Here is a 21,838-nt window from a genome sequence, read left to right on the forward strand (position 1 = left end):
GCCGACGGCGCGGATCATCGCGCGGGTGGCGGCGATCGACGGCAATTCGCCGTTGGTCTGATAGTCGTCGCCCTCGGGCGGCGGGATCGGCATGAAGCCCGGCGTCGGGAAGCCGGGCACGTCGCGAACAGGGCCGCCGGCTTCCGGGCTGCTGATGTTGTTGCGGTAGCCGCGCAGCATGGTGGCGCCGACCGACAGGCCGTGGAAGCCGTGTGCCTGGGTGAGGACGAGCTGCTTGCCGGTGTAGAGCCGGGCCATGGTGATGGCATTGTCCACCGCCTCCCCGCCCGAGGCGAGGATGCGGATGCGTCCGGCCCAATCATCTGGCCCGAGAATGTCCTCGATGATCAGCTTGGCGGCGCGGGCGCGATATTCATTGGCCATGCCGAAGAAGACATGGCCGTAGCGGTCCATGGCCCGGATGATCTCGGCATGGATCGCCGGGTGGCGGTGGCCCATCGAATCCGAGATCAGCTGGCTCTGGAAATCGAGCAGCCGGCTGCCGTCGGCCATGGTCAGCCAGGCGCCGTCCATCCGGTCGACGGCCCAGAAGCCGTGCTCGCCGGCGCCGGCGGTGTTGTGCAGATAGTAGCTGCGGTCCCAGCGTTCGATCTGGTTCCAGTCGGTGGGGGCGGGTGCGGCTTTGTCTGTCATGTCCGCACCCTGCCCTGCCGCCGGCTGTTGTTCAACGCAGCCCCAGCGCGCCCGGGTTCATCAGCCGATCGGGGTCGACGACCGATTTCAGGCCTTCGATGACCTTGGGCAGGGCCTCGTTGTTCATGATCTCCTTGAACGGGTAATATTTGCCGATCTGGAGGTGCAGGCCGCCGAGGCTGTCGAACAGGTCGCGCAGCTCGTCGCGAAGTTTGAGAGCGACTTCGCGCCGGGCTTCGTCGGCGGGAATCGACTTCCACTGCTCGGCGAACTCCGGTTCGATCAGCGACAGGCGGAAGTCGCCGAGCTTGTCATGCCAGTAGAAGCTCGGCTCGATGACGAATTCCGGGCCGGAGAAGCAGGTCAGATAGCTGGTCTTGATGCCCCATTGGTCCATCAGCGGCTTGCGTTCAGCGAGGAATTTTTCGGTGGCCTGGGCGGCCGGGATGGCGCGCGAGAGCGGGAAATAGCCATGGACCGGGATCCAGATCTCGCCTTCCGAGCCCAGCAGCACGGTGCGGACGCCGCCGAACGGGGCGTTACGGAAGACGGTGGGGATGGAATTGGCCATCTCGGTGCCGCCCTCGTCGGTGCAGATTTCGGCGGCGAGGTCGGTATGTTCGGCTGCGACCGTCTCGGTATGGGCATCGAGCGTCATGTGCAGTGAATAGGGCACGTTCTTGAGGATCTTCTTGCCGCCGAGCGCGACACGGGCGGCGTTCTTCAGCCCCTTGAGGCCGCCCTTGCGGGCGATCTTGCCGACCATCGCCAGGCCTTCCTCGAAGGTGACGCCCTGCTTCTCGAACCCGCCATTGTAATAGGGATCGAAGCCATAGCATTCTGACGCGATGCTGAGCCGGGCGATGCGGACCTGGGCGGCGAGCATCGCCTCCAGCGTGTCGAACTTGTACGACAGATAGCCGGTATGGGCCTGGGCGGTGACCAGTCGCAGCGAGGCGACGGCCTTGATGCCCATGGCGCCAGTATCGGCTGTGAACAGGCCGGTGACATCGGGACCGAAGTGGCGCCAGAACGGCTTGGAATTCTTGTGCGCCCAGCTGCCGGTGGTCAGCAGCGTGCCATCGGCCAGCACGACCTTGAGCCCGACGACGCTCTCGGCCGCGGTGCCGCCGGTGCCCGAGCCGTGGAACAGGCTGTTCTGCGACAGCGCGCCGCCGACGGTCGCATAGGCGCCGGACAGGGGACCCCAATAGGGGGTGCGGACGCCGTGCGGGGCGAGCGCTTCGTACAGGTCCTTCCAGGTGCAGCCGGCCTCGACAATAACGTACATGTCTTCCTTGTTGATCTCGACGATCCTGTTCATGCGGCGCATGTCGATCATCGCGGTGCGGGCGCGCTCCGGGCAATAGCCGCTGGTGTAGCTCATGCCGCCGCCGCGCGGGACGATGGCGAAGCCGGCGCGGGTGGCGATGCCGACGGCCTCGGCCAGCTCCTCGGCGGTGCCGGGCTGGAGGACCATCTGCGCGGTTTCGTGCGGGCGGAAGCTGAGGTCGGAAGAATAGAAATCACGGTTGGCGTCGTCGAGCAGGACGTGTTCGCTGCCGAGCAGCTGCTGGAGGCGCTGGACGGTGCCGTCATCGGAATTGGCGGTGTCGCGGTCGCTGATCACGCTGGCCATGAAATTCTCTCCATTCGCTGAGTCGCATTTTTGTATGCAGAATTGTCTGCCATGCCAAGAGGCGATCAACAGCGCTTGGCGAAAAGAAGCGAATGGGCTAGCAGCGGCCGATGGTATCGAACGCAATTGTACCGAACTTGAGTATCGGCCGCAGCACCGCTGGCGATGGTCCCCACGACGCCTCTATAGCCGGCGGCAAGGTGGTTCCGGTCGACGAAGTATCGGCATCGCTGGTCGATTTTGTCGTCAATGCGATCGTTGATGGCGTGATGGCCGGACGTTATGTCCAGGGGCAGCGGCTGATCGCCGCCGACCTTGCCGCTGAATATAATGTCAGCCGCGCCCCCGTGCGCGAGGCGCTGCACATGCTCGCCGGCGAGGGCGTCGTCGAGCTGCTCGCCAACCGCGGCGCCCGCATCCGCCGGCTGAGCGCGCAGGAGCGGATCGACTTCCTCGAATTCACTGAAGCCGTCTGCGTTCTCGGCGTCCGCCTGGCGACGGCGCGGATGCGCGAGCCCGAATGCCGGGAACGGCTGGTGGCGGCCTTCGACCTCATCGAACAGGCGGCGACGCGCCGCCACGACCGGGATTTTGTCGATGCGCTATACCGCTATCACATCGAGCTCAACGAACTGTCCAACAACCAGTTCGTCGCCTTCTTCTACAAGCGGCCGCATATCCGCTTCTACACCACGCTGCTCGCCGACATGGCACCGGGCGGGCACTGGGACCAGTATATCGCCAACTACCGGCTGATCCACGACCTGATCATGTCCGGGGACGCGCACTCGGCCGTGGTTTCCTTCTCCAGCCATATCCGCTGGGTGCTGCGCAATATGCGTCTGGCGAGCAGCTAAGAGCCTTCGACGGTATGGAGGGCCTCCGGCGGCTGGGGCCGCAGGCCCCAGACCTCGATGATTGGGCCTCCGCTTAGCGACGGCCGATGGTCCTGCGGGATCGACCCGATATTTGGGGTCTGGGCCTGCGGCCCCAGCCGCCGGAGGCATCTTCTCTTGCCGCCGGACGCTCCTTCCCTTTAGAGCCCGACGACCAGCCCGTCATAAGCCGGTGCCACGTGCGGCGGGAGTTCGGCGGTCAGGGCGGCATAGTCCATTGACTGGTCCATGTGCGTCAGCAGCGCGCGGGCGGGGCGGTAGCGGTTGATCCAGTCGAGGGTCTGTTCGAGGTGGCTGTGGGTGGGGTGCGGCGGGCGGCGCAGCGCATCTACGACCCAGAGATCGAGATCGGCCAGGGCGGCGTCGGCGCGGGTGTCGAAGGCCTTGACGTCGGTAGAGTAGGCGATGGCCTTGCCGTCGGCCTCGAAGCGCAGGCCGGTGGATTCGATGTCGCCGTGGAGCTGGGGGAAGGCGGTGATGGTGATGGCGCCGATCTGGAGGGGGTCGGCGAGCGTGTGGGCGTGGGCGGTGGGCGGATAGCCAGGCGCACCTTCGAAGACATAGGCGAAGCGCTGGCGGAGGACCGACCAGGTGGCGGGCGAGGCCCAGACGTCGACGGGGCGGCGCATGGCGTGGAACAGCGGGCGCAGGTCGTCGATGCCGTGGCAGTGGTCGGCATGGTCATGGGTGAGGAAGACGCCGTCGAGATGGGCGATGCGTGCCGCGAGCAATTGCTCGCGGAGATCGGGGCCGGTGTCGACGAGCAGACGGGTGCCTTGATGATCGATCAGGATGGAGACGCGGCGGCGGCGGTTGCGCGGGTTGGTGGGGTCGCACAGCCCCCAGTCCCCTGCCCCGTCCGGGCCGCCAAGACGCGGCACGCCCGAGGAGGTGCCGCAGCCGAGGATGGTGACCTGCATCAGCCGGGCTTCCGGGCCCGCGTGAACAGGCGGTGGAAATTGTCGGTGGTGGTGGCGGCCAGCGCCTCGGGGGTGGTGCCGCGCAGGGTGGCGAGCATGCGGGCGGTGTGGGCGACGAAGGCCGGCTCGCAGGTCTTGCCGCGCATCGGCACCGGCGCCAGGAACGGCGCATCCGTCTCGACCAGCAGCCGGTCGTCGGGGATGGTGGCGGCCGTGGCCTGGAGGGCCTGGGCCGATTTAAAGGTGACGATGCCTGATATCGAGATGTAAAAGCCGAGCGCAAGCGCTTGATCGGCAAAGGTCTGGCTGGCGGTGAAGCAGTGGATGACGGCGGTCAGCGGGCTGTCGCCGGGCTCGGAGAGCAGCGCCAGCGTGTCGGCTTCGGCGTCCCTTGTATGGACGATCAGTGGCAGTCCGGTAGCGCGGGCGGCGGCGATATGGGCGCGGAAGCTGGCTTGCTGGCGGTCACGGTCCGACTTGTCGTAATAATAGTCGAGCCCGGTTTCGCCGATGCCGATGACGCGCGGATGGGCGGCGGCGTCGACGAGCGCCGCAGTGTCGGTGTCGGGGTGATGGTCGGCTTCGTGGGGGTGGATGCCGATGGTTGCCCAGACATCGGCTTCGCGATCAGCCAGGCCGATGACCTCGTCCCACTCATGGCGTTTGGTGGAGATGCCGAGGAAGCCCGATATGCCGGCGGCGCGGGCGCGGGCGAGGACGCCGGGGACATCCTCGCGCAGGCCCGGATAGTTGAGATGGCAGTGGCTGTCGGTCAGCATCAGGCCGGCTCTTCGATGAGCCTCGGGAAGACACCGGCGGGCGGCGGAAGCGCAGTGCCGGCAGCAACTTCCTGGTCCAGAGCATTGAAATTCCGTGCATCCGGCGCGACGCCCAGCTGATCGAGCAGTGCACCGGCCGAGTCCGGGATGACCGGCTGAACGAGCAGGACGATGCGGCGGGTGGCATCGAGCGTGGTGGCCAGCACATGGGCGCGGCGGACGGGGTCGGCCTTGAGGCCCCAGGGTGCGGCGTCGGCGAAATAGCCATTGGCCTCGCTGACCATGGCCATCACGGTATCCAGCGCGCGGTGGAGCTGAAGTTTGTCCATCTGCTCGAAATATTGAGTCTGCAGGCGGGCAAAGGCGTCGGCAAGGGGGCGGTCTGTGCCGTCGAAGGCGGGCATGGTGCCACCGTCCTTGGCGACCATCGACAGCGCGCGCTGGGCGAGATTGCCGAGACCATTGGCGAGGTCGGCATTGCCGCGCTCGATGATGGCGGTGTCCGAATAGCTGCCGTCATCGCCGAAGGCGACGTCGCGGAGCAGGAACCAGCGCAACCGATCGACGCCGAAACGGGTCGCCAATTCGGCCGGATCGACGACATTTCCGAGCGATTTCGACATTTTTTCGCCCCGGATCATGACGAAACCATGCCCGAAAACCGCCTTGGGCAGCGCCAGTTCGGCCGACATCAGGAACGCCGGCCAGTAAATGGCGTGGAAACGTACGACATCCTTGCCGATCACATGCAGGTCCGCCGGCCACCACTCGCCATCGACCCCGCCGGCGCCGGTGAGGTAATTGGCCAGCGCATCTACCCAGACATACATGACATGGCCCGGCGAGCCCGGCACCTCGACGCCCCAGTCGAAGCTGGTGCGGGACATCGACAGGTCCTGAAGCCCGCCTTCAACAAAGCTGCGCATCTCGTTGAGACGACTAGCAGGCTGGACGAAGCCGGGGTTGGCTTCATAGTGCGCCAGCAGCTTGTCGGCATAGGCCGAGAGGCGGAAGAACCAGCTTTCCTCGATCGTCCATTCGACCGGCGTGCCCTGGGGCGAGAGGCGGATCTTGTTGCCCTCGCTGTCGCTGGCGTCGATCAGCTCGGCCTCATCATAATAGGCTTCGTCACGAACCGAGTACCAGCCTTCATACTTGCCGAGATAGAGGTCGCCCTTGTCGGCCATGCGCTGCCAGAGCGCCTGGACGAGCTGCTTGTGGTCGGTGTCGGTAGTGCGGATGAACCGGTCGAAGCTGATGCCGAGTTGGCGGTCGAGGTCGACGAAGGGCTGGTGGGTCGCGTCAACATAGGCTCGCGGCGCGATGCCGGCGGTGGCGGCGGCCTGGGCGATCTTCAGGCCATGCTCGTCGGTGCCTGTGAGGAATCGGACCTCGTCACCCTTGAGGCGCCGGTAGCGGGCTATGGCATCGGTGGCGATGGCCTCATAGGCATGGCCCATGTGCGGCTTGCCATTGGGATAGGCGATCGCGGTGGTGATATAGAAGCGGTTGGCCATGGACGCGGCAATGCGGGAGATTTCGCTGCATTGCAACCGGTGCGGCTCAGGGGAGGTTGAGACGGGCCAGGCGGGTGGCGAGATCGAAGGCGACCATGTGCGGATCGAGGGTCAGCGGCCCGGCGCTGGCGGCAAGACGGTTGGCGGCCTGCCAGTCATCGATGGTGCGGGCCAGGCGGGCGCCCTGCTGCTGGCGGGCGGCGGCGGCAAGAACGGCGGGGACGCGCTCGAGAAAGGCGGCATAGCGGGCCGAGGCGGTCTTGCCGGTGAGGCTGCGGGCCAGCGCCAGCGCGGCGGCATGGGCGTCGGCCGGCGGCAGGGTCGTCAGCCGGGCGATGCTGGCATCGAGCTCGGCCAGGCCCGGTTCGGCGAAGCGCAGGGCCGCGCCGGGGCTGCCGTCGGCAAGGCGGAGCAGGACGGCGCGGTCCTCCTCCGGCAGTTCGTCGGCATGGGCATCGAGGAACCGGTTCATCTCGGCATCGGCGAGCGGATGGAGTCGCAGCAGGCGGCAACGCGACCGCAAGGTCGGCAGCAGGCGGCCCGGGGCGTGGCTGATCAGCAAGAACAGGGTTTTCTGCGGCGGTTCCTCAAGATTCTTCAGCAAAGCATTGGCTGCATTCGGGTTCATTTCCTCGGCGCTGTCGACAATGACGACGCGCCAGGGGGCCAGCGATGGGGTCTGGCCGAGGACGGACTGGAGTGCGCGAACCTCGTCGACGCGGATTACGGTGCGCAATTTGCCCTTGTCGTCGACCGTGCGAACCAGGCGGCGAAAGTCAGGATGGCTGGAGGCGGCGACCAGATGGCTGGCGGGGCTGTCGTCGGCGCCGGAGAAGCCGGGGCCTTCCGGGCTGCCGGCGAGCAGCCAGATCGCCGCGGCCTCGGCGAAGCTGGCCTTGCCGATCCCCGGCGGGCCGGCGACCAGCCAGCCGTGGTGGGGACGTCCGCTGGTGAAGGCGGCCTTGAACTGATCGACGGCATCGGCATGCCCGATCAGGGCCATGGCCGAGCCTCGAGCGCCTTGTGTATGCGGGAGGCGACAGCGTTGATGCGGCCACTGGCGTCGATGGCGATGCAGCGCGCCGGTTCAGCCTCGGGCAGCGCGGTGAAGAAACCGGCGATGCGGGCATGGAAAGCGGCATCGTGCGATTCGAAGCGGGTTTCGGTGGCGGCCGGTCGGTCATGGTCGCGTTCCCGCTCGCGGGCGCGTGTCTCGGCGCGGGCGAGGCCCTGGCCGGGATCGAGCGTCAGCACAAAGGTGATGTGCGGCCACAGGTCGCCGGTGACCTGGGCGTGGAGCGCCAGCAGCGCCTCGTCGGGCAGGCCCTTGCCCGCGCCCTGATAGGCGCGGGTGGAATCGATGAACCGGTCGCATACCACCCAGGCACCGCGCGCCAGGGCCGGACGGATGACCTTGTCGACATGATCGGCGCGTGCGGCGTTGACCAGGCAGGCTTCCGACCAGGCCGACCAGCGGTCCGCCGCGCCCGATACGAGCAGGGCGCGGATCGCTTCGGCGCCGGCGGTGCCGCCGGGCTCGCGGGTGAGAACGACGTCATGGCCGGCGAGGCTCAGTGTCTCGGCGAGGATGTGCGCCTGGGTGGACTTGCCGCTCCCCTCCCCGCCTTCGAGACTGATGAACCGGCCCGGCATGTTATTGGCCGACCAGCCCCTTCGCCCAGTTCCAGGCCTTGAGCATCGGCCCGGCCTCGGCGACGGCGGTGGCGGCGACCAGCGGCAGCCGGGTTTCGCCGCGGCCCGGCACGCTGACGACGAGGGTGGCCAGCTTCTGGCCCTTGGCGACCGGCGCGGTGACCGGGCCATCGAGGACCAGCCGCTGCTTGCGATCACCGGAGAGGCCGCGCGGCACCAGCACAAACAGGTCACGCGGGGCGACCAGATTGACTTCAGGTTCGGCGCCGTCGCCGACGGGAGCCTTGCCGGCTACGGCATTGGCCTTGAGGATCGGCAGCCGGGTCCAGGCGCTGAAGCCCCAGTTCATGAAATCCGTCGATGCGGAGATGCGCTGGTTGAAGGAGGTGAGGCCGCCGACGACCATCACCAGGCGACGGCCGTCCTGCGCGGCGGAACCGGTGAAGCCATAGCCGGCCTCTTCGGTATGGCCGGTCTTGAGGCCATCGGCGCCGCGAACCTTGCCGAGGATCGGGTTGCGGTTGGACTGGGTGATCGCCTTGCCCTCGCCGAGCGTCTTGCCCCAGGTGAAATTTTCCTTGCCGTAGAAGCGCTGGTAGAGATCGGGAAAGTCGCGGATCGTGGCCTCGGCGACGGTGGCGAGATCCCGCGCGGTGACATATTCGTTCGGATCGGGCCAACCATTAGTGTTGGCAAAGCGCGAACCCTTCATGCCGAGCTTTTCGGCGGCGCGGTTCATCAGGGCGACATAGGCCTGCTCGCTCCCGGCCAGCCCTTCGGCCAGCACGACACAGGCATCATTGCCCGACAGGGTGACGATGCCGTGCAGCAGGTCCTCGACGCTTACTTGCTCATTGGCGGAGAGGAACATCGTCGAGCCCTGGCTGTGCCAGGCGCGCCAGGTCTCGGGGCGGACGGTGACCGTCTGGGTCATCTGCGCTTCACCGGCCTTGATCAGGCTGAAGGCGACATAGACGGTCATCATCTTGCCCATCGAGGCGGGCGGGATGCGGGTGTCGGCGCCCTTCGAGTAGAGGATGGTGCCCGAGCCCAGATCTTTCATAAAGGCATAGGGGGCCGGCGTGGTGAAGCCGGCGGTAAGCTCCTGCGCCGGCGCCTGAACTGCGAAGCCGAGGCAGGAAATGGCGGCAATAATCTGGAATTTATGTTGGAACACTCTTGTCTCCGGCGCGGTGAGTCTCAGGGTTTGACGATCCTTGCATCGGCATAGCCGGCTGCGCGCAACTGCACCAGCATGCTGTTGGCGGCAGGCTGATCGGCATAGGGGCCAAGGCGGATGCGGGTGAGGCCGCCGGGCGCCGCCTGGGTGACGACGGGGCCGAAGGCGCCAAGGAAGCCCTTGAGCCAGGCGATGCGGCCGGGGTCCGACAGGGCGGCGACCTGGACGTAGAGCGGCCCGGCGAGGGCGGCAGCAGGCGCGTTGGCGGCAGGAATGGCGGCCGGGACTGTGGCCGGTATCGGGGCGGCGGGCGCGGCGCCGGGAAGCTCGACGGTGCGGACTTCCGGATCGGGCATGGGCGCGGTCTGGACGGGCACGGTCTGGATAGGCACGGGCGGTGGCGGTGCGGGGGGTGGGGGCGGCAACAGCGCGGGTGCCACCGGGAGTGGCACGGTCTCCGGGCGGACGCTGGCGGATTCCTGCGGGAAGACGCGGCGGACGCGGACCTGGGCGAGGCCGACGCGATCGACGCCGAGCAACTGCGCCGAGCGCCGGGACAGGTCGATGATCCGGCCGTCGACGAACGGGCCGCGATCGTTGATGCGCACCGTCAGCGTGCGGCCATTGTCCAGATTCTCGACCTCGACCCAGCTGGGCATCGGCAGTGTCTTGTGGGCGGCGGTGACATCGTCCTGATTATAGACCTCGCCATTGGCGGTCGACAGGGCGTGGAATCCCGGGCCGTACCAGCTGGCGACGCCGCGGGCATCATAGCCGCGGTCGTCGGACGGGTAATACCATTTGCCGAACACCTGATAGGGCTTGCCGATCTTGACCGCCGTGCCGGGCGGCGCGGACGAGACGGGCGGCGGGGCGGGGGCGCGCTGCGGGGTGGCGCAGGCGGCGACCAGCAACAGCAGGGCGGCTTCAGCGCGCGGACGTGGAAAGCGCATCGCCGAGCAGCGCCACCGACAGCGCGTAGAAGTTGGAGCAGTTATAGGTCATCAGCGTGCGGTAGTTGGCGGTGACCAGCCAGGCCCCCTGCCCCGGGCCATCGGGCTCGACCAGCGTCATCGGCGTGTCCGGCGCCGGGAAGGGCCTGGCCGAGGTCAGGCCGAGCGCCTGCCAGTCTCGTGCCGGCATCCACTTGGTGTGGACACTGAGCGGGCGAATGCAGGTCGTTGGTTTTTCAGGATTCTGAAGCGCGGCGCGGTCGAGGCTGGCGGGCAGCGTGACGGCCTGGCCCCAGGGCAGGCCGGGGGTCCAGCCGTTGACCTTCAGATAATTGGCGATCGAGGCCAGCGTGTCGGGTTCCGACGACCAGATGTCGGCCTTGCCGTCGCCGTCGCCGTCGATGGCATAGGTCAGGTAGGAGCTCGGCAGGAACTGCGGCTGGCCCATGGCACCGGCCCAGCTGCCACGCATCTGGGCGGGGGTGGCGAGCTTCTTCTCGGTGATCTCGATGACGGCGTCGAGCTCCTTGGTGAACAGCTCGGCGCGGCGGCCGTCCCAGGCGAGCGTCGCGACGCTCTGGGCGACGGACATGTTGCCGGTGACACGGCCGTAGCTGGTCTCCATCCCCCAGATGCCGAGCAGGATGGCGGCGGGGACGCCGTGGCGCGCCTCGATGCCGGCGATCGGCCCGGCGACGCGGGCGGCGGCGGCCTGGCCCGCGGTGATGCGCGGCGTGTCGAGGCGGCGGGCCAGATAGCTGGCGAAGCTGGCCGGGGCGGACGGGGTGCTGGTGTCCGGCTGGGTACGGTCGAGGCTGATGACGCGCGGGTCAGGCTCGAGGCCTACCAGGACGCTGTCGAGCGTGGCGGCCGAGACGCCGCGCGCCAGGGCCTTGGCACGGTAATCGGCGACCCATGTCGAGAAGGGCGGCTGGACGTCATCGGCATGGGCCGCGACGGGGAAAAGGACCGCGAGGGTGAGAAGGCTGATACGCAACATCGCTATCGGATGCCACATGTGGGCGCCGACCGGAAGCTTGGTTTTGCCTTCCAGTGGCTTATCCTAGAGCGACAGGCGCTTGAAGAGGGGCTCGGGGATGGCCTTGATGATGGTCATGATCGGCCACCAGATGCGGCGGACATAGCGGCTGTCGGCCCCCTGCCCCATTGCCGCCTCATAGACGGCCTTGCCGACCTCATCGGCTTCGGCGGTGACCAGTGGTGGCAGTTTCATCGAGGCGGTCATCCTTGTGCGGACGAACCCGGGCTTGATGGTGACGACCCGGACGCCGTGCTTGGCGAGGCGGTTGCGCAGGCCGGAGAGGAAAGCGGTGAAGCCGGCCTTGGCGCTGCCATAGACATAGTTGGAGCCCCTGCCCCGGTCGCCGGCGACCGAGGAAATGCCGATGATGGTGCCTGAGCCACGGGCGCGCATCTGCTCGCCCAGCGCGCCGAGCAGGATGGCCGGGCCTTCATAGTTGCTGCGCATGACCTTGGCAGCGTCCTCGGGGTCGGTGGCGCTGACGGCGACATCGCCGAGCAGGCCGACGACCGAGACGACGGCATCGGGGAGCGTGGTCAGCGCCGCGAGGAAGCCGTTGAAGTCGGGGGTGTCGAGAATGTCCAGTCGATGCGTGGCGACAGAGACCTGATGGCGGGCGATGATGTCGGCGGCCTCGCGGGCCAGCCCGGCCTCGTCGCGGCCGGCGAGGATCAGCGACCAGCCGGCAGCGGCGAAGCGCAGCGCGGCGGCGCGGCCGATATCGGAGCTGGCACCGATGACGAGGAGGGTCTGGGGCATGGGGAAATCCTTCAAAGGCCGAGGCGGCGGCTTTGGTGTGATGCGAATTTGCGCGCCGGGTCGATGCGCTGGCGAACGGCGCGGAAGGCGTCCAGTTCCGGATACCCGGCTTCGAACAGGGCGCGGGGCTGGCAGCTGTCCTTGGCCAGGTAGATGCGGCCGCCGGCCTCGGCGACGATGGCATCGAGGCGGGCGAGAAAGGCGAACAGGTCGTCCCTTATGGCGAAATCGAGCGCCAGCGTGTAGCCGGACATCGGAAAGGACAGCATGCCGGTGCCCGGTCCGAGCTTCTTGAGCACGGCCAGCGGCGAGGCGAGGCCGCGCGCGGAAATTTCGGTCATCATCGCGGCGAGCGCCTGAGGTGCGGTGTCCGGCGGCAGCACGCACTGATGCTGGACGAAGCCGCGGGCGCCATAGACGCGGTTCCACTCGGCGATGGCATCGAGCGGGAAGAAATAGGGGACATGGTCGACGAGAAACGGCGCGCCGGCTTTTTTGGCGCCGCGGCTGAAATAGAGGTGGTTGAAGGCGGCGATGGTGAAGCGGTTCAGCGCGAAGCCGGGGGCCTCGATCGGGAAGGTGATCGGCGGCTTGGTCTGCGGGCGGAGGCTGGCGGCGGCCTGGGCGCCGGCTTCGGCGGCGGTCGCGTGCTCGCCGACAAAGACCAGCGAGCGGCCGAGGCTGGCGTCCTTGGCCGAGCAGTCGATCCAGGCGACCGAATAATGGGCACTGTCGGCGGCATCGAGTGCGGTGATGGCGTCGGCGAGGTTCGGGGCGACGACAGTGGTCTGGCGGATCAGGCCGGTCTCTACCTTGTGCATGCGGATCGTGGCCGACAGGATGATGCCGGTCAGGCCCATGCCGCCGATGGTGGCGCGCCAGAGGTCCGGGTCGGAAGCGAGGGTGAGATCGAGGATCTCGCCGCTCGCGGTGAGCAGCCGCATCGCCTCGACATGGGCGCCAAAGCCGCCATCCCGGTGATGGTTCTTGCCGTGGATGTCGGCGGCGATCATGCCGCCGAGGCTCGGGTAACGGGTGCCGGGGACGACCGGCGGGAACCAGCCATGTGGCAGCACCAGCGGGATCAGGTCGATCAGCCGCAGGCCCGCTTCGGCATGGAGGCGGCCGGTGGCAGTATCGAAGGAAATCAGTCGGTCGAGCGCGGCGGTGTGGAGGCTGGCGTCGATGCCGATCGCCGGGTCGCCATAGGCGCGGGCGCTGCCGCGGGCGATGGCCTGGCCGCCAGCCGCGAGCAGGCCCGGTACGTCGGCGGGCCTGGCCGGGCGGAGCAGCTCGGACGGCGCGCGGGGAAAGCGACCCCAGCCGGCCAGAAGCTCGATCATCGGGTGTCAGGCCGCTTGAAAACGAACTGGCGATCGAGCCGGTATTTGACGAAATTTCCGATCCCGAGGCCGAGCGCGCCGCCGAAATATTTCCACCCTTGCGAGGCGGTGGCGTACCAGAAGCCGGCTTCGATGGCCCAGAAGATCAGCGTGGTGAGGACCGACATGGCGGCATAGAGGCCGACCTTCTTCGCCTCGCTGGCCCGATCGGTATAGGCGTCGTCGAAGATGTAGGCCTTGTCGAGCAGGTATTTGAGGATGAAGCCGAGCCCTGTGCCGCCGAGGATGGAGATCATCAGCGGTGCGGTCGGTACGGCTTCGACGATGCCGGCCTGGGTGAGCAGGTTGGCGGCGCTGGTGCCGACCGCGATGGCAACGTAGCGGACGAATATGGTGCGGGGACCGAGAGGGGCGGCGCTGGCCATCGGTCAGATGAACACGGCAGCGACGAGGACGGCGCCGATGGTGATTGCCGTGATGCGGCTGACCTTGTCCTTAAGGGCGAAGACGATCGGATCGTCGTCCAGGTGCCGGCGGTGCGCCATCATCAGGGCGCGGGCGATCCAGTACATCAGGATCGGGCAGATGACCCAGAGCAGCTCAGGGTGTCGATAAAGCGTCTGCACCTTCGGGCTGGTGACATAAAGGGCGAAGACGGTGACGGCGTTGAACCCGGAAGCCGCGGCCAGCGCGGCGACGATGGGCAGGTCGGCGACTTTGTAATTGCGATTGCTAGGGTCCGGGCGGGAATCGTCGAGCAGCGCGGCGAGCTCGACATAGCGCTTGATCAGCGCCAGCGACGTGAACATGAACATCGAGAAAGCCAGCAGCCATTCCGATGGCGTCACCGAAATCGCCGCCGCGCCGCCGACAACGCGGATCGTGTAAAGCATTGCCAGTGCAACGACATCGACGATCATCTTGCGCTTCAGCGAGAAGGAATAGGCGGTGGTGAGCGCGAAATAGACGATCAGGACACCGAGGAAGACCGGCGATACAGCTATCGCAACGGCAAACGACGCCAGCAAAAGGAGAGGTGCTGCGATGGCGCCCTGTCGTAGTGCCAGCGTGCCCGCAGCAAAGGGTCGGCGCTTCTTGCTGCGATGGCGACGGTCGGACGACAGGTCGACGAGATCGTTGATGATATAGACGCTAGAGGCGCACAGCGAGAAGGCAATGAACGCCAGCAGCGCCCGGCCGAGATCCTGGGCGCCAAGATGTTGGCCAACGATCAGCGGCACGAACACAAGCATGTTCTTGGCATATTGGTGGACGCGCAGGGCCTTCAGCCACGTCTTCAGGCTGCCCCGCTCAACGGGCACGATTTCGGCTGTCGGGTGATCGCGCCGTAGCTGACGGGCGACGCCGGATGACGGGCCGATGGCAATGGCGCTATGGGCAGAGCGCCAGACCGGCAGGTCGGCCCGGCTGTCGCCGATGTAGTCATAGCCTTTCTCGCCGAACAACCCGTTCAAGTGGCGGGCCTTGTTGGCGGCACCGAGATTTACGCCGTCGGATGTGAAATGCACATCGTCGAACACGGCGAGATGTGCAGCGACGGCGCGGACGAACTTTTCGGGGCTGGCAGAGGCCAGGTGAACAGGCCTGCCCGCGGCGCGGGCCGCCTCGATGCGGGCGAGGACGTCGGCATTGTACGGCAGCGTTGTCGCGTCGATGTCGACATGGCGGGCCAAGTGCATCTTGACGGCGGCCTTTCCCTCAACGAGCCGGGCCAGCAACGGGACGATCCCGCGAGGATGATCGCCGAGATAGGCAAAGCCGGCTTCGTAGAGCAGGTCGGTCCGGATCAGGCTGTTGTCGAGATCAACGACCAGCGGCCGACCGGCGGACGCACGGGAACCCGGATCGATGGCGCTGCGCGAGGCACTCTCGGTCACGATGCTTCCTTCAATGCCACGTGTTGCGACGTTGCCTTGTGCTGGCGTCTGCCTTCCGCCATGGCCCGCCCATGACGCCGGACGGTTACACCGGCGGGGTGGCGGGGGCCAGTCTTTTCAGCAGTTGTTAAGGCGATGCCCTGCGCGAGGTCGTTACCGCATAATCTGCAGCTTGTGGCAGAATCTGAGCGCGGCTTTGCTTTTTCACCCCCGACGCCATAAGCGTTCGGCCGTAGCGGTTTATCTCGGGTTGGAATTGAGGAACGATGGCGAAGAAGATTGCCGAATATCGAAAACCAGAAATCGTCCAGGCTGCAATCAAGACGATAGCGGCCCAGGGCGTTCCCACGCCCTCTTATGATGACATCGCCCGAGAGGCCGGCATGTCGCGCCAGCTTATCCGCCACTATTTTCCGGACCCCGAGGCGTTGATGGTGGCGGTCTGCGATGCGCTGGCGGCCAGCTACCGGGAGTGTCTTGCCCGGGGGATCATCGCCGGCAACACGACGACGCGGATCAGCACCTTTTTCGATTTTTATTTTAATTTCCTGGCGCCCCAGGGGTTGCGGAAGCCTGTGGACGATGCGGTCTATGACGCCATGTTTGCGCTGGCAGCCGGTTCGGAAGCGGTGCGGAAGAACCTGCGTGAGCAGTACGACCTGCTGCATCATGTCATTGCCCATGAGGTGCAGATCGCTCATCCCGCGCTGCACCAGAAGGCATGCAGCGAAATCGGCTTCCTGTTTGTCAGCCTGATGTATGGTCATTGGAAAATGGTGGCAACGCTAGGCCTTTCCGAAGATTATAACCGCGTCAGCCGGCAGGCGCTCGACCGGTTGATCGATTCCTATCTCGCACGCTACGACGATCCGGACGATGTCGTGACCGAATAACGAGCGACGAAGCGCTCTTGCCCTTGGCGGGGTCGAACGGGTAACGGCTAGCGTACGGGAAAGGTGGCCGAGTGGTTTAAGGCAGCGGTCTTGAAAACCGCCGTGGGGGGAACCTCACCGTGGGTTCGAATCCCACCCTTTCCGCCATCAGTCACTCAGACGATGCTTGAGCCGTTACTTGCGAGTTCAGCCCAGCGGCCAGGTGATCGCAGGTAGCGTGCGCAGTCCGGGCTGCGCGAGCAGAAAGCCCTGCATATAGCGCACGCCCATGGTCTGCAGGGCGCGGTACTCGCCGATCGTCTCTATGCCCTCGGCGACGACAGTGATGTCGAGGGCTGCCGCGATATCGATGACGCCCTTGACGACAAGACGGCGCGGCAGGCTGGTGTCCAGTGCGGGGAGCAGGCCCATGTCGAGCTTGATATAGTCGGTCTGGAACTTTGCCAGCAGGCTCAGTCCGGCATGGCCCGCGCCGAAATCGTCGATCGCCGTGCCGAAGCCAGACTGTCGATAATGGTCGATGATGCCCTGAACATGATCGGTGTCGTCCATTTTCTCGTTTTCGGTGAATTCGAAGATCAGTCGATCGGTGGGCAAGCCGGTCTTTTGCGCCGTTGCGAGCGTCAACTGGATACAGGCCGCGGGCGAATAGACGGCGTTGGGTAGAAAGTTGATCGAGAGGCGGGCATTTGTGGTGAGTATGCCGGCGGCGACGGCGCCTTCGATGGCGACGACGCGGCACTGCTGGTCGAACGCATAGCGATTTTCCGGTGTGAGCCGGCATAGAATATTGTCGGCGCTTTCTCCGTCGATGCCGCGGACAAGTGCCTCATAGGCAAAGGGAAGTCCGGTTTCGATATCGACGATTGGCTGGAATGCCATCGTGATATCGAAGCCGGTGCTGCCGGGACGGCAATCGTTGCATGTGGTTGGCATGTTGCGGGCAACTAGATGCGCACGGCACGCAAATGTAAATGCCCGGGAAGTTAATCAAGGTTGGTGAGCATAGGCTCGGGATAGCGAGGTCCGGCCCGGAGTGTCCGGGCCGGACCTGCAGATCAGAAGCTGATCGTGACGTTGCCGCGCACGCCATGGTCGTTGAGGCCCTTGGCGAGCTGCCCGCTGTAGCCGATGCCCAGTGACACGCCGTTGCTGAGCGCGCCATTGACCTGAAGGCTGAGCGCTGCGGCGTCCTGCGCGATCGGCGTGCCGGAAATCGAGAACGCCGGCCCGGCGGTGAAGCGCATTGCGCCCGGGTTGGTCAGGTCATCGCCTTCGACATGGCGCCAGGCGGCGCTGGCGGTAACGCCGATCCCCCTGCCCTGCAGCGGCAGATCTATGCCGAAGCGGGCGCCGAGGTTGGTGATGGCGAAATTGCCGCTGGCCTTCGAGACGTTGAGGCCGCCCAGCCCATTCTCCGAGAAGGCATCGGTGCTGACCCGCACATAGGCGGCGCTGGCGAACGGCTCGATGTTGGCGCGGCTGCCGACGGTGAACTTCTTGCCGATGTCGGCGAAGGCCTGGAAGGTCTTCAGATTATAGTCGGCCTGGATCACATTGTTGAAGCCGGTGAAGTTGATGATCCGGTTGGTGAAGACATCCCGCCACATATGGGCGACGCCGAACTTGGCACCGAAGCCGCCGAGGCGCAGGCCGGCATAGGCGCCGACATGGAAGTCCTCGGTGTTGGCGGTGCTCGACCGTGCGACGACGTTGATCTTGCCCTGGCCATAGCCGGCGAGCACGCCGAGCGTGAAGGTCTCGCTGCCATAGACATCGGTGCCGAGGAAGAAGCCGCCGATGCTGCGGCGTGCGTCGGCGGCATTGCCGTCACCATCGAGGTCGCCCCAGCTGCCATAGCCGGACATCCACAGGCTGCGGTCGTTGCCCTTGGCGTCGACGAGACGGTTGGTGATGGCCTCGCGGACGAAGCGGCTGTCTTCGACCGCCAGCGACCGGGTGGTTGGATGCAGTTCGCCCGAGATCGCATCGAAGGCCGCTCGCGCCTCGGCATCGGTCTGGAGGTAGGCGATCGCCGTGTAGAGCGCGCCGTTGCCGGCGGCATCGGCACCGGTGGCGGCGGCGATCTGGTTCGGTGTGGCGCCGGCAGCCGAGAAGGCCCTTGTCTGGGCGACGTTCAGATAGACGTTATTCGTATCCGACGTCTGGGTGAGGCTGACGAACTGCGAGACCCGGAGATCGCCGGCCAGCGTGTAGAGGCCGGTGCGGCCGCTGTTCGCCGTCAGCACCGTGTAGCGGGTGCCGAGGTTGAGGCGCTGGGCGCCCAGCTTGATGACGCGCAGCGTGGCGCCGGCCTGGACCGTGCCGGTGCCGGTGGCGATGATGCGGTCATTCTGGCCGAGACCGTTCAGCTCGACCTCATAGGTGCTGCCGGTCTGGAACAGGGCATTGCCGGTGACGTTCATCGTGCCGATCGACTGGCCAGGCGCAACCGTGGCGCCGCTGCGGACGACGAGGCCGCCGATGGTGCCGACGCCGCCAAGGCGGGCGCCGGTGTTGACGGTGACCACCGAGCTGCCGAGGTTGCCGTCAACCTGGAGCAGGCCCTGGTTCACTGCTGTGGCGCCGGTCAGCGTGTTGGTGCCGGTGACAATCAGGCGGCCGGTGCCGGTCTTGGTCAGGCTGCCCTCGCCCGAGATGCCGCTGCCGAAGCTGCCGTCGAAACTCTGGTTGAAGATCAGCGTGCCGTCATTGGCGATGCCGCCAGTGCCGAAGGTGCGGCTGTTGCCGATGACCGTGCCTTCTTCGATTACCGTGCCACCGGTGTAGGTGTTGACGCCGGTGAGAACCAACGTGCCTTCGCCGATCTTGGTGACGCCGGTCGATCCGACCAGCGGGGCTTCGATCAGCGCGGTGATGTCGGCATCGTTGAACTCGCTTTCGCCCTCGCCTTCACCCTCGCCGTTCGACATGGCACCGCCGGTTTCGACGATGACATTACCCTCGCCGGTGCCGAGCAGGGTGATCTCGTCGCCGGTCAGCACATAGCCATCGACGCGGAAGCGCAGACCGGCGACGCCGATGGCGCCCTCGGCGGTGTCGACGGTGACGGTGCCGGGCATGCCCTGGAAGATGATGTTCGCCGGCTGGACCGGGAGCGTGTTGTTCTGTTCGCCGGTTTCCTGGGTCAGGTTCGGGCTGAACGCCGTCAGGATCCCGTCTCCGCCTTCGACATTGTTGTTGTCCGGGTTGCCATCACCGTCCCAGAAGACGTTCGGCGTGGGAGACGGCGGCGGCGGCGGATCCACGGGATCGACCGGCGGCGAGGCGCCGGGCGCGAAGGCCGCGCCGCCATAGGTGAAATAGCTGTCGAAATCATCGAAGCCGGAGAGCAGCAGTTGGAACGGGCTCGCGGCGGTGATGCTGAACGGCCCGTTCTTGTCCGAAACATCGAAGTTGGCGTAGCTGTAGGCCGTGCTGCTGATCGGGCTGAACAGCGAGCCATTGGCCAGAACGCCGTCGATCATGAGGGTGCCGGTATCGGCGGACTGCATGATGATGCTGATGAAGTCGGTCGGGAAGTTGGCGGTGCCGAGCGGCGGGGCAAAGACATATTCGGACAGCCACTGGTCGGCACCGGGCACGATGGTCATTGCCGGATCGGTATTGGCGCCGGCCTGCGACTGGCCGATCAGATACTGGGTGACCAGCACGGCGCTGGAGGCGTTGATCTGCTGGCCGCCAACGACACGCCCTTCATAAAACTGTCCGGCGTCGAGATTGGCAACCACGCTGCCGTTGACCCGCACTTCGGTGTCGTTGGCGGTGGCGGTCACCCGAAGCACGTTGCCGGCGCTGCCGGTGCGGGGGGTCTGGGCGACGAAATAGGTGCTCGAAAGCTGGTTGATGGAGGGCATCTGCTCGACGAGATGGTCGCACGCCGTGATGCCGCTGGGCACATTGGCGCAGCGGTTGCCGGAGAACACCGCGATCGGCGCCGAGCCGGTGACGCGGTAGCCGGTCATGTTCGCTTCGGAAAGCTGATAGGTCTGGCCGGCGTTCAGCGTGACCTGCTGGCTGGTGCCGTTGGGGCGCAGGAACGTAACCTGGGTATTGTCGGCGGTCGCCTGCACCGAGACCTGGTCGTTCGAGATGTTGTTGTTGTAGCCGGCGACAAAATAGTCACTGCCGAGCCGCTCGCCGTTGATCAGGAAGGTCATGTCGGTGCTGGCGTCGCGGCGGTTGAGCAGATAGCCGCTGACGGCGGCGTTGGCGCTGACCTGGAAGCCCTTGTTCTCGATCGCGCTGATGTCGAGCTGCTGGTCGAGCGGCAGGCCGATGGTGGTGAATCCTGTGCTGTCCAGTGTGAAGCTCTGGTTGAACCCACCCGCGCCGCTGACGCTGCCGGTGGTGCCGGCCTGCCCGAAGATAAAGACAGAGAAGGCGGTGCCGCTATTGTCGATATTGGGATTGAGCTGGAAGAAAAGCGACCCGGCGGGTGCTGCTGCCTGCGCTGCGTTGGCGCAAAGTGCCAATGTCAGCGCCGCCGTGGAAACTGAAAGCTTGTAGAATTTGCCCATGTTGATGCCCCTTTGTTCTGATTATTGCCATTAATCAGCAGCATTTTTCAAAACGAAAAAATGCTTGCACTCCCGGGATATAGCGGAGCGGCATGGGCAGCGAATTGTACAAAAGCGACAAAGTCTCGTCGTTTGGCCAAAAAACTGTTCGGGAATCGGGGGGTTGACAGGCGCGCCGCGAGAGGCGGGGATTAGAACGGAGCCGGGCCACGTCCATAGCGTCGGGCGAGCAGCAGGCCGGCCAGAAACCCGCCGATGTGCGTCCCGCTGGCAATGTGAGGGCCGCCGTCCGCGGCAAAGGCATAGCCGACGAGAAGTTGCAGACCGATCCAGCTTGCGGCGTACCAGAGCGCGGTCAGCACTTCGCCCGATATCCTGATACCTGCGACGCGCCGGGCGCTGACCCGACTGTTGGCGAACATCATCGCATAGGCGCCGAATACCGCCGAGATGCTGCCCGAAGCGCCAACGACAGGGATGAGGCTGGCCGGCGCTGCCAACACCTGAACGGCGCCGCCGATCAGCCCGCCGAGGAGAAAGATGAGCAGCAGGCCCCAGCGGCCCGCGACCCATTCGACATAGCGGCCGACCCAGGCCAGGAACACCATGTTCAGCGCCAGGTGGATCCAGCCGGCATGCAGGAAGATATGGGTGACGGCAGCCGGGAACAGATAGCCGACCGGCGCCTCGCCGCTCAGCGCCCAGCTGACCCGGCGCGGCACCAGACCGAAATTATAGGCGACGGCATCGGCGAAGCCTGGCCCGCCGATCATCATGCCAGCCTGGACGGCAACGCACAGGCCGATGAGGCTGTTGGTGACCAGCGGGGTGGGCGGCTTGAAGGGCTTCACCCGCGCGGCACGATAGTGCCAGTCCCCATCAGATGAACTCGACGCTTTCGATCGAATAAAAGCGGTCGCCCGACGGCGTCGTGACTTCCACGTCTTCACCGACCCGACGGCCGATCAGGGCGCGACCGAGCGGCGAGGAATAGCTGATCCGGCCGATGCGGGCGTCGGCTTCGGTCTGGCCGACAATCTGGTAGGTCACCGGCTTGTCGTCCTCGTCGATGAGATGGACTGTGGCGCCGAACACCACCTTGTCGCCCGACAGCGAGCGCGGATCGATGATGATGGCACGCGACAGCTTGTCCTCGAGATCGAAAACCTGC

20 protein-coding genes and 1 tRNA gene are annotated in these 21,838 nt (G+C 66.0%); 3 read left to right on the top strand and 18 right to left on the bottom strand.

The window, feature by feature from the left end; translation table 11 throughout:
• The coding region (locus ACTIFJ_RS06955; protein WP_439533374.1) for an aminotransferase class III-fold pyridoxal phosphate-dependent enzyme at window positions 1-654 on the bottom strand (654 nt) is incomplete at its 3' end.
• 31 nt (window positions 655-685) lie between these two features.
• Window positions 686-2,293 carry an FAD-binding oxidoreductase gene (locus tag ACTIFJ_RS06960; RefSeq protein WP_439533375.1) on the bottom strand — a complete coding sequence of 536 codons (1,608 nt, stop codon included), beginning with the start codon at window positions 2,291-2,293 and terminating at the stop codon, window positions 686-688.
• A gap of 110 nt (window positions 2,294-2,403) precedes the next feature.
• Between ACTIFJ_RS06960 and ACTIFJ_RS06965 the strand changes: the two genes are divergently transcribed.
• Entirely contained in the window at window positions 2,404-3,150 is a 747-nt protein-coding gene (locus tag ACTIFJ_RS06965; RefSeq protein WP_439533376.1) for a GntR family transcriptional regulator, read from the top strand.
• A gap of 179 nt (window positions 3,151-3,329) precedes the next feature.
• Here the strand turns inward: ACTIFJ_RS06965 and ACTIFJ_RS06970 are convergent, their stop codons facing one another.
• The 12 genes from ACTIFJ_RS06970 to ACTIFJ_RS07025 all read right to left on the bottom strand — a co-directional run bounded on the left by ACTIFJ_RS06970 (window position 3,330) and on the right by ACTIFJ_RS07025 (window position 15,233).
• The gene (locus ACTIFJ_RS06970) at window positions 3,330-4,109 is read right to left on the bottom strand and encodes an MBL fold metallo-hydrolase (RefSeq protein ID WP_439533377.1); all 780 of its coding nucleotides are present in this window, start codon (window positions 4,107-4,109) and stop codon (window positions 3,330-3,332) included.
• Window positions 4,109-4,888 (bottom strand): TatD family hydrolase, encoded by a 780-nt coding sequence (locus tag ACTIFJ_RS06975; RefSeq protein WP_439533378.1) that lies wholly within the window; start codon window positions 4,886-4,888, stop codon window positions 4,109-4,111. The genes ACTIFJ_RS06970 and ACTIFJ_RS06975 overlap by 1 nt, the downstream gene beginning before the upstream one ends.
• Complete coding sequence (gene metG, locus ACTIFJ_RS06980) at window positions 4,888-6,405, bottom strand: methionine--tRNA ligase (protein WP_439533379.1); 1,518 nt, start codon at window positions 6,403-6,405, stop codon at window positions 4,888-4,890. Before metG ends, ACTIFJ_RS06975 begins: the two co-directional genes overlap by 1 nt.
• 46 nt (window positions 6,406-6,451) lie before the next feature.
• Entirely contained in the window at window positions 6,452-7,408 is a 957-nt protein-coding gene (locus tag ACTIFJ_RS06985) for a DNA polymerase III subunit delta' (protein WP_439533380.1), read from the bottom strand.
• Window positions 7,399-8,058, bottom strand: coding sequence for a dTMP kinase (gene tmk / locus ACTIFJ_RS06990; protein WP_439533381.1), 660 nt, complete (start codon window positions 8,056-8,058; stop codon window positions 7,399-7,401). Before tmk ends, ACTIFJ_RS06985 begins: the two co-directional genes overlap by 10 nt.
• A 1-nt stretch (window position 8,059) precedes the next feature.
• Window positions 8,060-9,235 (bottom strand): D-alanyl-D-alanine carboxypeptidase family protein, encoded by a 1,176-nt coding sequence (locus tag ACTIFJ_RS06995; RefSeq protein WP_439533382.1) that lies wholly within the window; start codon window positions 9,233-9,235, stop codon window positions 8,060-8,062.
• 23 nt (window positions 9,236-9,258) lie between these two features.
• A complete protein-coding gene (locus tag ACTIFJ_RS07000) occupies window positions 9,259-10,191 on the bottom strand; it encodes a septal ring lytic transglycosylase RlpA family protein (protein ID WP_439533383.1) in 933 nt (310 codons plus the stop codon).
• Entirely contained in the window at window positions 10,166-11,191 is a 1,026-nt protein-coding gene (locus ACTIFJ_RS07005; protein WP_439533384.1) for a lytic murein transglycosylase, read from the bottom strand. Before ACTIFJ_RS07005 ends, ACTIFJ_RS07000 begins: the two co-directional genes overlap by 26 nt.
• A gap of 63 nt (window positions 11,192-11,254) precedes the next feature.
• Complete coding sequence (locus ACTIFJ_RS07010) at window positions 11,255-11,992, bottom strand: SDR family oxidoreductase (RefSeq protein WP_439533385.1); 738 nt, start codon at window positions 11,990-11,992, stop codon at window positions 11,255-11,257.
• A gap of 11 nt (window positions 11,993-12,003) precedes the next feature.
• Window positions 12,004-13,335, bottom strand: coding sequence for an FAD-binding protein (locus tag ACTIFJ_RS07015; RefSeq protein WP_439533386.1), 1,332 nt, complete (start codon window positions 13,333-13,335; stop codon window positions 12,004-12,006).
• A complete protein-coding gene (locus ACTIFJ_RS07020) occupies window positions 13,332-13,760 on the bottom strand; it encodes a GtrA family protein (RefSeq protein ID WP_439533387.1) in 429 nt (142 codons plus the stop codon). Before ACTIFJ_RS07020 ends, ACTIFJ_RS07015 begins: the two co-directional genes overlap by 4 nt.
• A 3-nt stretch (window positions 13,761-13,763) precedes the next feature.
• On the bottom strand, window positions 13,764-15,233 hold the full coding sequence (locus tag ACTIFJ_RS07025; RefSeq protein ID WP_439533388.1) for a UbiA family prenyltransferase: 1,470 nt from the start codon (window positions 15,231-15,233) through the stop codon (window positions 13,764-13,766).
• Window positions 15,234-15,499: 266 nt separating this feature from the next.
• Here ACTIFJ_RS07025 and ACTIFJ_RS07030 point away from each other — a divergent pair, with 266 nt between their 5' ends.
• Together ACTIFJ_RS07030 and ACTIFJ_RS07035 are read left to right on the top strand one after the other, a co-directional pair.
• On the top strand, window positions 15,500-16,126 hold the full coding sequence (locus tag ACTIFJ_RS07030; RefSeq protein WP_439533389.1) for a TetR/AcrR family transcriptional regulator: 627 nt from the start codon (window positions 15,500-15,502) through the stop codon (window positions 16,124-16,126).
• Window positions 16,127-16,183: 57 nt separating this feature from the next.
• A tRNA-Ser gene (locus ACTIFJ_RS07035) sits at window positions 16,184-16,273 on the top strand.
• Window positions 16,274-16,312: 39 nt separating this feature from the next.
• On the opposite strand, the gene ACTIFJ_RS07040 is transcribed toward ACTIFJ_RS07035, so the two are convergent.
• From ACTIFJ_RS07040 to greA, 4 genes are all read right to left on the bottom strand, one after another.
• Window positions 16,313-17,008, bottom strand: a complete 696-nt coding sequence (locus ACTIFJ_RS07040) for an EAL domain-containing protein (RefSeq protein WP_439533390.1) — start codon at window positions 17,006-17,008, stop codon at window positions 16,313-16,315.
• A gap of 176 nt (window positions 17,009-17,184) precedes the next feature.
• Complete coding sequence (locus ACTIFJ_RS07045) at window positions 17,185-20,667, bottom strand: autotransporter domain-containing protein (protein ID WP_439533391.1); 3,483 nt, start codon at window positions 20,665-20,667, stop codon at window positions 17,185-17,187.
• Between the two features lie 191 nt (window positions 20,668-20,858).
• Window positions 20,859-21,518, bottom strand: a complete 660-nt coding sequence (locus ACTIFJ_RS07050) for a rhomboid family intramembrane serine protease (protein ID WP_439533392.1) — start codon at window positions 21,516-21,518, stop codon at window positions 20,859-20,861.
• Between the two features lie 28 nt (window positions 21,519-21,546).
• A partial coding sequence (gene greA, locus ACTIFJ_RS07055) for a transcription elongation factor GreA (RefSeq protein WP_439533393.1) occupies window positions 21,547-21,838 on the bottom strand: 292 nt, incomplete at its 5' end.

Source organism: Polymorphobacter sp., assembly GCF_051860865.1.
In the GTDB taxonomy this organism is placed as follows: domain Bacteria; phylum Pseudomonadota; class Alphaproteobacteria; order Sphingomonadales; family Sphingomonadaceae; genus Sandarakinorhabdus.